Source organism: Mesorhizobium sp. M0870, assembly GCF_040319775.1.
Classification (GTDB): Bacteria; Pseudomonadota; Alphaproteobacteria; order Rhizobiales; family Rhizobiaceae; genus Mesorhizobium.
This window is the reverse complement of record NZ_JAMYOI010000001.1, coordinates 464,780-477,649: the sequence shown is the minus strand read 5'-3', so window position 1 is coordinate 477,649 and position 12,870 is coordinate 464,780. Positions and strand designations below refer to the sequence as shown.

Sequence of the window (12,870 nt, the reverse complement as noted above, 5' to 3'; positions counted from 1 at the left end):
TCGAACATGATCTTTTCCGAAAACGGTTTCCCACTTTTCGGGGCCATGCTCCAGTCCCCATTAATGAGGCCGCCGACCGCTTGACGAAGCAAAACGATTCCACTGTCGAAATGACGTGTCGGATGGATCCGGTTGGTGAGCAAGGTCCAAGCCTTGCCCCTGTCGAGGCGGGGGTCGCGGTGCCGAGGCGGACCTATCCTCGTAGCGCCACGGGCGACACTGGACTGCGCAACGCCGGTTCTGCGGTCGTTTGGGCTCAACACAGCGGCAATGCCACCTCTTGCCTATCATGCGCGAAGGCGCGACCTTGCTCGATCTGGCAAACGCTTCCGCCGAAATCCGCAAGGGAGAGAAAATCATGACATCATCCGATGTGGCCGTCATTGCAGGCGCGGGCGCTGGTGTGAGCGCCTCGCTTGCGCGCCTTCTCACCCGGGAAGGCTTTCGCGTGGTTCTGGCCGCCCGCAACGTCGAGAAGCTGGGCGCTCTGGTCGATGAGACCGGTGCGCTGGCCGTTGAGACGGATGTCGCCGACGCTGCGTCCGTCGCCAGGCTGTTCGACACCGCCGACAAGGCCGGCCCGCTGGCGCTCGTGGTGTTCAACGCCAGCGCACGCACACGCGGCCCGATCGCCGAGCTCGATGCGGAAGCGGTCAAACAGGCATTGCTGGTCGGCGCCTATGGCGGCTTCCTAGTCGGCCAGCAGGCGGCGCGCCGGCTGCTTGTCCGGGGATCCGGTTCGATCCTGTTCACCGGCGCCACCGCCAGTGTGAAGGGCTTTCCCGGCTCGGGCGGCTTTGCCATGCCGAAATTCGGCCTGCGCGGCCTGGCGCAGTCCATGGCCCGCGAACTCGCCCCGAAGAACATCCATGTCGCCCACTTCATCATCGACGGCCAGATCGAGCCGCCCGGACAGGCAGCCGATCCCGACCGGCCGGACCGCCGCCTGTCGCCGGATGCCATCGCCGAGGCCTATCTCACAACCCATCGCCAGCATCGCAGCGCCTGGAGCTCGGAGCTTGAGTTGCGGCCCTGGGTCGAGACGTTTTGACAATCCAGCTGACCGGCGGGCGGGAAGTAATGCGATCCTTCCGCCGTTCCTTGCATATTAGGCAATGCTGATATTTTGTGGCGCTAAGCTGCTTATCCAATACATAAAAAGACATAGGGTAATATATACGTTTGTTTAACGCCGGTTGTGCATGTTGCAGCTTTCCCGGGTTAATTGAGAACGCGCATGTCGGTTACACGTCGTACACTGCTTGCGGCCGGGAGCGGCGGGTTGCTGATTTCACAAGCCCGGGCAGCCAGCACTCTGGGACAGCAGGCGGAGAGCGCCCCTCAACCTATCGCGAGCGGCGATGCATTGCGCATCGCAATGCCGGCCTTCGCTTCCAATCCGTTCTTCCCGGCCGACGGATCGGGGGACGATGGTATAGACATGGAACTGGCCCACGGCATCGCCGCGGCGCTTGGCGTCGAGCCGGTGTTCGACCGATCCGCCGCAACGTTCGACGATATTGTGAAACAGGTCAGTTCCGGACAGGCCGACCTGGCGATTGGCAAGCTCAGCCGGACGCTTCAGCGCGGCCGGTCGATCATCTATTCGCGCCCCTACGCCATGCTGCGGCAAGGGCTGATCGCCAACCGCCTCAACCTGGCGCGTATCGCGCAAGGCAAGCCGCCCGAAGGGATCGTCCGTGATTTCTCAGGCGATCTTGGCGTGATCGAGGGCTCTTCATTCGCCACTTATGCGGCCACGACTTTCCCGCATGCGCAAATCCACCGCTTGGCAAGCTGGGATCTGATCATCGATGCGATCCGAAACGGGACGATCGACATGGCCTATCGCGATGATTTCGAGATCAAGAAGCTGATGGTCGACGATCCGTCGATGACGGTCGTAGCGCGCTCCATCACGCTGACCGACAAGGTCGATACGATCGCAGTCGGCGTGCGGCCGGACAATCCGCATCTCGCAGCCTTTGTCGATCTGTATCTCGATCTCGCGCGGGGTCAGCAGGTTCTCAGCACGGACGAGATCATCGCCCGCTATCGCCAGGGGAGCAAAGCCTGACATGGCAATCTCCGAGTTAGCCGGACCCCTGCCTTTCGATTGGCGCCTGATGGCCAGGCGCATACTGCGATCACCCGTGACGACGATCGCGATGATTGCTGCAGGGATCCTGTGCGGCCTCTACTATCCAGATTTTGCCCATGCGATCAGCCCTGTCGCACAGCTCTACCTGAATTTCCTCAAGATGGTCGTCCTGCCCTATTTGGTCTCGTCGGTCATCTTCTCCATCACGGCGATGGTCCAGGACCCGAAATCGGTCCGCTACCTCGGCAAGGTGGGTATGGCCGTGCTGGTCGTGTCGTTCCTGAGCGTGCTGGTGAGTGGCACCTTGTCGCTGATCCTGCAGCCGGGCCAGATCGAGAATCCCCAGTCGCGCATCGAGCTTGGCGAGTTCATCAATTCGCAAGGCAGCGTATCCACCGATCTCGCCTTCCCGTTCCAGCCGCCAGCCTCCAATGGGGATCCCAATGGCGGGCACTCGATCCTGCTCGACCTGGTGCCGAACAACGTCTTCAATGCCCTGGCCTCGGGCCAGACCATTCAGGTCCTGCTGTTCTGCCTGCTTTTCGGGCTCGCGATGGGGAAGATTCCCCAGCCCTCGTCCATGAGCCTGACCCAGGCGCTCAACGCGGTCTACCGGGCCTGCACGGTGCTCACCAACTGGTTCATCTGGGGGTTGCCCTTTGCAACCTTCATCCTGATCGCGGACCAGACAGCGTCGACCGGAACCAAGCCGCTCATGCTAATGGGCGGTTACCTGCTGGTGATGGGTCTTTCCTGCCTTACATTCGTTGCCGGGGCATTTGCCATTATCGCGATCCGGTCGCGACGCAGCTACTGGACGACGATCAAGACCTGCCAGCCGCTTCTCATGGTGGCCATCACCACACGCTCCTCGGTCGCCTCGCTCCCATGGGTCATCAACCTGTTGGGCGAGCGCCTGCGGTTCAGCCTGGTGGTCGTCGAACTGCTCGTGCCGTTACAGGCGGCACTGCTGCGGACAGGCCCGGCACTGCTCTATACCTCGGGTGCGCTGTTCATCGCTCAGCTCTACGGCCACCAGCTTGCAGTCCCGGACCTCGTGCTCGTCGGTATCATCTCAGCGCTTCTCGCGCTCACCACCGGCGGCATGGGCAGCCTGCTCATCCTGTCGCAGATGTCCATCGTCTGCGGCTACCTGAAGCTTCCCTTCGAGGCGGCGTTCGTCCTGTTCGTCGCGGTGGATGCAGCCGTCGACACGTTCATGACGCTGGCCAGCGTCTGCACCGTCGCGGCGAGCACGGCAATGATCGCTCCCAGCCACAGGGAGACGACGCAGACTGACGCCGCCTCGGACCAGCTCGAAGCCGAGCCCGTCAGATGATCGACGACAGCATCCGTCCCCAGCTCGGCATTATCGGCGGTCTCGGGCCGCTTGCTTCGGCTGATTTCTACTTCAAGCTGACCCGGATGACCCAGGCGCTCAGAGACAACGAACATGTGCCTGCCGTGATCCTCAGTGTCCCGCAGCTGCCCGACAGGACCGAAGCGATCCTTGCCGGCCATGACGGGCCGCTGGCGCCTTTGAAAGCCGCGGTCGCGACGCTCAATGCGCTCGGCGTCGCCCGCATCGCGATGCCGTGCAACACCGCCCACCATTGGTACGGCCAACTGGCGGCGAATTCGCGCGCGGAAATCATCCATATCGGAGATGCTGTGGTGACGGAGACGCGTCGCAGCCTGGATCAGGGCCGGGTTGCTGTTCTCGCCACCCAAGGCACGCTGGTCTCCGGCTTCTACCAGGACAGGATGTCGGCAGCGGGATTTGAGCTCTGCCTTCCCGCGAACACCGAGTTTCAGGCCTGCGTCGACAGCGCGATCAGCCTCGTCAAGGCGGGTTCGATCGCGGATGCGGCGGTTGAAACCGAGCGCGCGCTCGACATCGCGCAAGCGGCCGGCGCCGATGCAGCCCTGCTCGGCTGCACCGAACTGTCGGTGGTGGCCGCCAGCCTCAACGATATCAATGGATTGGTCGTCATCGACAGCAATGCGGCCTTGGCAAGAGCCTGTCTGAACCGATTGGGCTTCGGTGCCCAGGAAGCCCGCGGCCTGCCGACCGTATCGCGGCTGCCGGAACATGACCGATCGATGCGCGCCAGCTTGGCCGCACTGGCCTAGCCCTATGGATAGAACCTCATAGCATTTCGGAACCCGTCAGCCTTGGCGCGGCACGCCCTTGGCAAGCAGGTAGACGAGGTACGGCCCGCCAAGCAGCGAAGCGAACAGGCCGGCGGGAAGTTCGTAGGGAAAGGCCGCCATGCGCGACAGCCAGTCCGAAACGATCATCAGCAGGGCGCCCAGAAGCATCGCTCCGGCGAGATGGACGCGGGCGTGGGAAAAGCCGACCAGACGGGCAAGGTGTGGCGCGATCAGGCCGACGAAGCTCAATGGCCCGACGACCATGGCGGCCAGCGCAGTCAGCAGCGCGGCAACGATGATCAGCATCAGCCGTCCGCCGGCAACCGGCACGCCCAGCCCGCGTGCGCTGTCGGACCCGAGCGGCAGGATATCCAGCCAGCGGGCGGCAAGGAACAGCGGCAACGTCAGCGGCAACAGACAGGCGAGTGCTAGCCCTGCATCGAGCGCCGACGCCTGGCCGGTCGAGCCGCTCAGCCAGCGCAACAGAGTGTAGGACTGCGCGTTGCCCATCGCGATCGTCGCGGTGATCGCAGCGCTGCACAGCGCGCTCATGGCGATACCGGCAAGCAGCAGCCGCTCGGCACCGAACTTTGCTTGTGCGGCAAGGGCCAGCATGGCAATCAAGGCCGCCAGTGAGCCCAGGGCTGAGCCGGCGAGCTGCCAGCCGAGACTGGCCGTGGCGCTGACCATCAGCACGGCTGTCAGGCCGGCCCCGGCGCCGGTGCCGCCTCCCAGCACTTCGGGGCTTGCCAGCGGGTTGCCGGTGACCCGCTGGATGACGACGCCGGCGGCCGCGAGCATGGCGCCGGCGGCGGCCGCCACGCCGATCCGCGGCGCACGCCACGCGGCGAGATCGGTTAACAGGTCTCCCCCAGCAATAGACCAGCCGTCCGGGCCACGCCCGACGACAAGCGCCACGATGGCAGCGACAAGCGCCAGCGCAAGCAGAAGCAGGATGATGAGCCAGGGCCGGCTGGCCTTGCGCGGTGCGGTACCATTCGAACCGAGATGCGGCCACTCGAAAAGGCGCAGCCGCGGCAACAGCCATAGCAGCAGCGGACCGCCGAGCAGGGCGGTGCCGGCACCGGTCGGAATGCGTTCGCCACCGGAACCGGCGGCCAGCTGTACCAGCCCGTCCGTCAGCCACAGCAGCACGGCGCCGATCAGCGGCGCGGCGATCAGTTTTTGGCGCAGTGTGCGGGCGCCCGAAAGCGTGGCCAGCGCCGGCGCTGCAAGACCGACGAACCCGATGACGCCAACCTCTGCCGCGACCGACGTCGCCATCCACACGGCAAGCGCGATGATGAGAAAGCGGCTTGAGTGACGGGCGACGCCCAGGCCGCGTGCCGAGGCATCGTCGAGACCAAGAATGGTCAGCGGCCGCAGCAGCATCAATGCGGCAACCACACCGGCCGCCAGCCTGATCGTCAGCGCGATGGTCGGCTCCCAGTCCTGCTGGACCAGCGATCCGCCGCCCCAGATGAACAGCGAAAACAGGTACTCGCCATTGGCGAGGATCAGTGCTGCGCTGACGGAACTGGCGGTCAGCGCCACCATCATCCCGGCGAGCACGACGGAGACCGGTTCCAGCCCGCGCCGCCAGGTCAATGCCAGCACCAGCAGCACCGCGGCGATGCCACCGGCGAAGGCGACCAGGCCCTGCGACCGCTCCATCAGCAGCGGTGCGTAAAGCGAGGCGATCGTCATCGCCAGTTGCGCGCCGGCCGAAATACCGAGCGTCGACGGTTCGGCCAGCGGGTTGCGCAGCACATGCTGCAACAGCAGGCCGGACAGGCCGAGCACCGCGCCGGCCAGCACCGCCACGGCGGCGCGCGGCAGCGTGCTGTAGACCAGGATGACGCTGTCGAGATCAATGCCGTCGCCCGGCGGTGCGGCCGGCCATTGCATGCCGACGCGCCATGCGAAGAGGAGCGCAGCCAGCGCCGCCAGGAGGCCCCACAGGGCGATTGGCGACAGCGCGGCACTCGTCGCGGTGCGATCGCTTATGGTGCGCTCAGCCATGGCTCTGCCCGGCAAGGGCGGCCGTCGCCAGACGCGCGAAGCGGCGTGCCGATGGCAGGCAACCGAAATGGTTGACCGGATCCAGCACAGCAACACGCCCCTGGCGGACAGCGGGTAGCGCGTTCCACAAGGCATTTGTAGGAAGCGAACGCCCGACATCTGCCGGCAGTGGCGAAACGATCAGGATCGACGCCTCGGGCACGCGCGCTAGCGCCTCCAGTCCGACGGGTGCCGCCGCGCTGTAGCTCGTCCCGTCGGTCCATGCATTGACCAGGCCGAGACGCGTCAGCACATCGCCGAATATGGAATCGCGGCCAAAGGCTCGAAAATGCCTGCTATCGCCGAGACTGATGACGAAGACCCGCGCGGGGGAGGGGGGCAAGGTGGCGCCAAGCTGCGTGATCTCGACCGCCGTCTCATCGACGTAGCGCTTCGCCTCGGTCTGCCGTCCCAGCTTTTCGCCCAGGGCCAGTGTCGCCGCCTCGGCGAGCGCATAAGGTGGCACGCCGGCCTCGTAGACCGTTTGCGCAAACACCGGCGCGATGCGTTCGAGCATCGGGCGCTGGTATTCGTAGAAATTGGAGATCACGATGAGATCAGGCGCGACGATGCGTAGCAGCTCGTAATTGGGCGCGCCGCGCAGCCCGAGATCGGTTGCCGATTGAGGAACCGCCGGCTCGACCGCGATCTTGCGGAACTGGATCAGTTCGGTCGCCGCCACCGGCTCGATGCCGAGCGCCAGCAACGTCTCCAGCATGCCCCAGTCGATCGCGGCAACGCGCATCGCCGCCGCCCTGGCGGCGACCGGTGGCAGCAATGCCGCGGCCGCCAGGGCAAGCACCTGCCGTCTGTTGGGCAGATGGATCATCACTGGCGGATTCGGCACATGGCTACCAAGTCGTATGCGCCTTCAGCTTGAATGAGCGGCCTTCGCCATAAGAACAGGCTTCGACAGTGGTGGTCTGACAACTCGAGACATAGGTTTTATCGAACAGATTGGTGATGTTCAGATCGACACCCCAGGTCTCCTTGTCGTAGCCAAGCTTCAAGTCGGCCAGCGTGACAGCTGGAACCTTGTTGTTGTTTGCGTTGTCTGCCCATGAGGAGCCGACGTAGCGCAGGCCGCCGCCGATCGAGATGCCGTCGTACCAGCCGCCACGAAAAGTATAGTCGACTGAGGCGGAGGCCATCACCTCTGGCACGATGAACGGCGTCTTGCCAATGAGCGCCGGGTTGGCGTCCTTGGTGATGTCGATGTCATAGGCGGTGAAAGCGCCGGTGAGCCGGAAATCCTCGGTGACGTTGACCTTGCCTTCCAGTTCTATACCGCGTGAGCGCACTTCGCCGGTTTGCAACTGCGTGAAGAAAGTAACGTTCGACGGTACATTCTGACGGGTCAGGTCAAAAAGCGACAGGGTGAACAGGCCATCGACAAAGGTCGGAACATATTTGACGCCGACTTCGTACTGCACGCCCTCTTCCGGCTTGAACAGATTACCGTTGGCATCGGTGCCGATGAGCGGGTTGAAGAAGGTGGCAATGCTGGCATAGGGGGTTACGCCGTTGGCAAACTCATAGGCGAGGCCCGCGCGACCGGAGAAGTCGCCGACAGTCTGGTTCTGCGTGCTGGAACTCGCCGAGTAATATGTCGACCGATTGTCGGCGTCGAGCCAGCCACGGTCGTAACGGCCGTTCAGCGTCACCAGCCAGCCGTCGCCGAAGCGCAACTGGTCCTGCGCGTAGAAGCCGAGCTGCTTCTGGGTCAAGTCCTGATTGAGGTAGCTGACTCGTGGCGTCAGTGGCGCGCCGTAGATTGGGTCGAAAGCATCAATGGGAGGGGTTGTGCCGAAGAGCGCCGACGATTGCACCTGGTCGATGTTGTAATATTTGTGGTCGATGCCGGCCAGCAGCGTGTGTTCGACAGCGCCTGTCTCCACCTTGCCCTCGATCTGCAGGTCCGACAGGAATGTCGTGGCGTCGGTATCGTGACCGAAATTGATGCGATTGAGCTGCGTCGCGCTCGCCCACCCGTTGGCGTAGACGTTGACTTCATTAATCGAGGCCGCACTGAGGCGCATGTTGGAACGCACCGTCCATTGGTTGTCGAAAGTGTGCTCGAACTCGTAGCCGATAGAACCTTGCTCGCGCTTGTAGAGATCGACACTCGGCTCGGTAAAATTGGCGTCTGGGTCGATTCGACCGTAATTCACGCCGCCGATAATCCGATCCGTTACAGTGCCGATGTAAGGCAGGAAGCTGCCGCCATTGTGGTTCTCGTCGATGTGGCTGTAGTTGGCCAGTACCGTCAGCTTGGTCTGCTCGTCGGGCTGCCAGGTGATGCTGGGCGAAATGAAGCCGCGCCAGCCATTCTGCAAATCGCTGTAGGTGTCGCCGCCGGCGACTTTGCCCGTTACCCGGTAGCTGACAACACCATTGCCGTCGACGTCGCCGATGTCGAAGCCCAGATAGACATTGCCGGCATCGTTGACGCCGGTCTCGATATAGCGCTGCCTGCCATCCGGTCGCTTGCTGACATAGTTGACGAGGCCGCCGGGATTGCTGCCGCCATAGAGTACGGAGGCCGGCCCTTTCAGCACTTCGACTCGCTCGAGGCCGAAGCTGTCGACGTAGAAGCCGCCAAAGGCGTAGCTGAACAGTTGCAGCCCATCCATGTAGGTGCCATCAGCCGTGGCTTGGAAACCGCGGATGAACAGCCAGTTGGTGTCGCTGTCCGGGCCGAAGGGCTGTGCGAACACCCCGGCCGTGTAGCGCAAGGCCTCGTCGACTTTCTGTGCGCCCTGGTCGTCGATCTCTTGACGTCCGACCACCGACACGGATTGTGGGATATCCTTGATGTCGGTCGCCGTCTTGGAGCCGGTCTTGCTTTTTTTGGCGACGACGCCTTTAACCGGTCCGGTCGCGCCATCGCCGGCCTCGCCCTCGACCACCACCGGTTCAAGCTGGGTGCTGGTTTGCACCGACTGCGCCAACGCGGCCATTGGCGGGATCATCGCGGCTGCGGCGACGCTGGCCGCCAGAAGCGCCTTCATCGGTAAGTTCTGCTCATCAGGAAGTCCCCGCCTGTCGATATTGAGATAGTTGATCATTTATCTCAAGTTATCTGCTGGTCATTGGACGGAATTGGGCGGTTTGTCCATTCTTGTCCAAACGAGGGACATCGCGGTGTGATGTTGCGGAAATGTCACTGGCGACTGGTGCTCCTCATCCAGGCGCCGGGTGTCACGCCGACAATCGACTTGAACACACGCGTCAGATGCGCCTGGTCGAAAAAACCCGTTGCCTCGGCGATGTCGCCAAGTGAAGCGGTGCCACGCGCCATCATGGCCTTGGCCCTGTCGACCCGCGCCTGCATCTGCCAACGATGCGGCGGCACGCCCGTCGCCGCCTTGAAGGCGTGACTCATCGCGGTTTCGGACAGGCCGGTCAGCGCGGCGAGGTCGGCAAGCCGGATCCTTTCCAGGCAATGCGCGTCGATGTAGTCGGTGACGAGGCGCAGCTTGCGGCGCGACAGCGGCGACCGCCGCCTAAGGGTATCAGGCCGGTCGATCTGGAACAGGCTTGCGAACAAGGCATTGAGCAGACCCTCGCCATAGAGATCATGCAGGGGCCGGTCGCTGCCGCATTCGGCGGCGATCAGGCCGGCAAGCATGGCGATCCGGTCGTCGCGAAACTGGAAGCGCGACATCCGCAAGGCCTCGTGGTCAAGGCTGCGGCCGAAGCGGCGCGTCAGCACTGCGGCGTCGAAATGCAGGTCGAGATGCCGGATCCGCCGCAGCCCCTCGACCCGGCCGCGGATCGGCACGCCGGCCGGTATGTAGGCCATGGAAAAAGCCTGGTCGTGGCGGCGCAATTCGCCCTTGGCGTCTTCGACGAAGAAAGCGCCATCGCCATCCACATCGAGCGCGACGAACAGCCGGGGGTCGGGAGAGACGTAATAGCCTTCGGCCTTGTCACCGCATGAGACATCCCAGAGGTCGGCGACCACGCCGTCCCAGACATGCCATTTCAGGTCGCCAATGACTGAAAAGCCCTCAATCCGGCTTTCCATGCGCGCAACGAAGGTCAAGTCCTGTGATCCCAGTCATAATACATGATAAAAAACATCATGTTTATGCCCGGTTAGCGACCCCACCGCAAGTGCTTTGCGGCTGCTTGAAAATCGGCCGGAACCCAATGCCGCTGGGGCCGTCGGGCCTCAAACACTTTCGAGGTATGTCTCGATTTCGAAATCGCTGACATTGAGCGCGAACGTGTTCAATTCCTGGCGTTTGCAGGCAACGAAGGAGTCGCGCAGGATGGCTGGAAAAATCTCCGCCACATGCGTCCCGCTCTCGAAGGCGGCGATCGCCGACGCCCAGTCCGGCGGCAGCTTTGCCGGCGGAAGTCCCTGGCCGTCGGTGCCGATCGGATCGCCTGGCGATATTTGTCTTTCAATGCCCGTCAGTGCGGCGCCCAATATGGCCGCTAGCACCAGATAGGGATTGGCGTCGGCTCCCGAAACGCGATGCTCGATGCGGCGCGCACCGGTTGGCCCGCCGGGAATGCGGATCGCGACCATACGGTTCTCATAACCCCAGGCGACTGCGGTCGGCGCATAGGATCTCGGGCGCAGCCTGCGGTAGGAGTTGAAGTGCGGCGCGAACACCAGCGTGCTTTCGGCCATTGCCGCAAGCAGGCCGCCGACCGCATGGCGCATGGTCTCAGAACCCTGGTCGGTGCCGTCATCGAAGACGTTGCGCCCTTCGCCGTCGATCAGGCTGAAATGAACGTGAAAGCCGTTGCCGGCCCGGTCGCCATAGGGCTTGGCCATGAAACAGGCGGCAAAGCCGTGCTTGCGGGCAATGCCCTTCACGGTGCGCTTGAACAGCACCGCATCGTCAGCCGCCCGCAAGGCGTCCGCGACATGGTTCAGATTGATCTCGAACTGACCGACGCCGTTCTCGGCGATGGCGGTGTCGACGGGAATGCCTTGCGTCCGGCAGGCCTCGTAGACGTCATGGATGAAGGATTCGAAGTCGTCGATCTCGTCGATCGACAGCGCCGCGTCGGAATCGAGGCGGCGTCCGGTTACCGGCGAGACCGGTCCGACCGGCCGCTGCGACTGCGGATCGACGAGGTAGAATTCGAGTTCCGTTGCCGCGACCGGAGTCAGGCCCAAGGCCTTGTAGCGATCGAGGATGCGGGCCAGCGCCCGTCGCGGGTCGCCGAGATAAGGCGCGCCGCTTTCGTCGGCGAGCCAGAGGGGGACAAGCGCCGTCGGATGCGCCGTCCAGGCCACCGGCAGAATGCCGCGCCCCGTCCACTGGCACAGTCCGTCGGCATCGCCGGTCGAGAATACCAGTGTGTTGCCTTCGATGTCCTCGCCCCAGACATCGAGCCCGATCAGCGAAAAAGGCATGCGCAGCTTGCCTTCCAGCGCCTTTCTTGCCTGCTCGACGGGAATGCGCTTGCCGCGCATGATGCCGTTGAGGTCGCACACCGCGGCTCTCAGGCTCTGGATGTCGGTCCTGCTATCAAGCCAGTTCAAAACGTCCGCAATTGCATCGCTCAATTTATGACCTCTGGTTTTCGAAGGTGCCGCAACCTGACCGGCTGCACTGTCCCTGATAAAAATAGCTTGTGAGTTTTAGGAAAACAGACTTGGCTGTCGCCAAGCGCTTTTCCTTATTTTTTCAAGTCACTAGCCGGGATGTCGGGAGGCATTTCAAAACCAATTGCGCGATCTGCGATCGCAACATAGAGGCAAGAGGCCGGAAAGCCAAGTGGCGTCGCCCGAATCCGCACAAACGCGACGCGCATCAGTTTCTCGCCTTCGGAAATCTCGCCTGCTGCAGTATGTGCGAGGCCCCTTCGTCGATGTCGCGCACGATGGCAGCGCGGGCGCGCTCGCCATCCTGGGCCTCGATCGCAGCGACGACTTCCTCGTGAAAGTCGATGTCGAGGATGGAGGCGAGGTTATCCTCGAAACCCATGGCAAGGTTCCTGAGGAAAGGGCCGACCTGCATCCATACGGTTTCGATCAGGAAGATCATCTGCTCGTTGCCGCAATGGCGATAGATCGAGAATTTGAAGTCGTGGTTCTTGCGCAGGTAATCATCGATATCGCCTTTGCGGGCCGCCAAAGTCAGGTCGGTGGCGTGGCGTCGGATCGTGCGCAGATTGTTGCCATTGATGCGTTTTGTCGCCAGTTCGGTCGCCGAGCCTTCGAGGATAGTCCGCACCGCGGTCAATTGCGAAAACCGCTCGGCCGATATCGCCGGCACTTCGACGCTGCCGTTCGGCATCGGGCTGAGCGCCCGCAGCGCCTGCAGCCGCATGAAGGCGCTGCGCACCGGCATGTCGCTGGTGCCGAGTTCCCTTGCGAGTTTTCGCGACGTCAGCTTCTGGCCCGGCGTGAACTGGCCGGACATCAGCGCCCGCACAAGTTCCAGATAGACTTTTTCATGCAAGGGAACGGTGTCGACGGCGGTCAACCCGAATTGTGTTTTGTCGGCCATTGGCGGGGCGCTGCTTCATCGGTTCAGAAATCTGTGCGGCCGGCTGGTTTCGCCGCTGGGGATTCTGCGTGGCCG

The 12,870-nt window shown here is 63.1% G+C and carries 10 protein-coding genes; 4 read left to right on the top strand and 6 right to left on the bottom strand.

Annotated elements, in window-relative coordinates; genetic code table 11:
• Positions 1 to 358 precede the first annotated feature (358 nt).
• From NKH97_RS02240 to cuyB, 4 genes are all read left to right on the top strand, one after another.
• The gene (locus NKH97_RS02240) at positions 359 to 1,051 is read left to right on the top strand and encodes an SDR family NAD(P)-dependent oxidoreductase (RefSeq protein ID WP_023808778.1); all 693 of its coding nucleotides are present in this window, start codon (positions 359 to 361) and stop codon (positions 1,049 to 1,051) included.
• 186 nt (positions 1,052 to 1,237) lie between these two features.
• On the top strand, positions 1,238 to 2,077 hold the full coding sequence (locus NKH97_RS02235) for a substrate-binding periplasmic protein (RefSeq protein ID WP_031212267.1): 840 nt from the start codon (positions 1,238 to 1,240) through the stop codon (positions 2,075 to 2,077).
• Between the two features lie 76 nt (positions 2,078 to 2,153).
• On the top strand, positions 2,154 to 3,440 hold the full coding sequence (locus tag NKH97_RS02230; RefSeq protein ID WP_352795276.1) for a dicarboxylate/amino acid:cation symporter: 1,287 nt from the start codon (positions 2,154 to 2,156) through the stop codon (positions 3,438 to 3,440).
• Complete coding sequence (cuyB, locus tag NKH97_RS02225) at positions 3,437 to 4,234, top strand: cysteate racemase (RefSeq protein ID WP_352440056.1); 798 nt, start codon at positions 3,437 to 3,439, stop codon at positions 4,232 to 4,234. Before NKH97_RS02230 ends, cuyB begins: the two co-directional genes overlap by 4 nt.
• Before the next feature lie 36 nt (positions 4,235 to 4,270).
• Here cuyB and fhuB read toward each other — a convergent pair whose 3' ends face one another.
• The 6 genes from fhuB to NKH97_RS02195 form a co-directional block, all read right to left on the bottom strand.
• A complete protein-coding gene (fhuB, locus tag NKH97_RS02220; protein ID WP_352795275.1) occupies positions 4,271 to 6,277 on the bottom strand; it encodes a Fe(3+)-hydroxamate ABC transporter permease FhuB in 2,007 nt (668 codons plus the stop codon).
• Positions 6,270 to 7,145, bottom strand: coding sequence for an ABC transporter substrate-binding protein (locus NKH97_RS02215; RefSeq protein ID WP_352609460.1), 876 nt, complete (start codon positions 7,143 to 7,145; stop codon positions 6,270 to 6,272). Before NKH97_RS02215 ends, fhuB begins: the two co-directional genes overlap by 8 nt.
• A 22-nt stretch (positions 7,146 to 7,167) precedes the next feature.
• Positions 7,168 to 9,327, bottom strand: coding sequence for a TonB-dependent siderophore receptor (locus NKH97_RS02210; RefSeq protein WP_502895794.1), 2,160 nt, complete (start codon positions 9,325 to 9,327; stop codon positions 7,168 to 7,170).
• A gap of 152 nt (positions 9,328 to 9,479) precedes the next feature.
• Positions 9,480 to 10,364, bottom strand: a complete 885-nt coding sequence (locus tag NKH97_RS02205; RefSeq protein ID WP_023808772.1) for a helix-turn-helix domain-containing protein — start codon at positions 10,362 to 10,364, stop codon at positions 9,480 to 9,482.
• A 129-nt stretch (positions 10,365 to 10,493) separates the two neighbouring features.
• Entirely contained in the window at positions 10,494 to 11,849 is a 1,356-nt protein-coding gene (locus NKH97_RS02200) for a glutamine synthetase family protein (protein ID WP_127268594.1), read from the bottom strand.
• Positions 11,850 to 12,096: 247 nt separating this feature from the next.
• Positions 12,097 to 12,795, bottom strand: a complete 699-nt coding sequence (locus NKH97_RS02195; protein WP_023808770.1) for a GntR family transcriptional regulator — start codon at positions 12,793 to 12,795, stop codon at positions 12,097 to 12,099.
• Between the last annotated feature and the right edge of the window lie 75 nt (positions 12,796 to 12,870).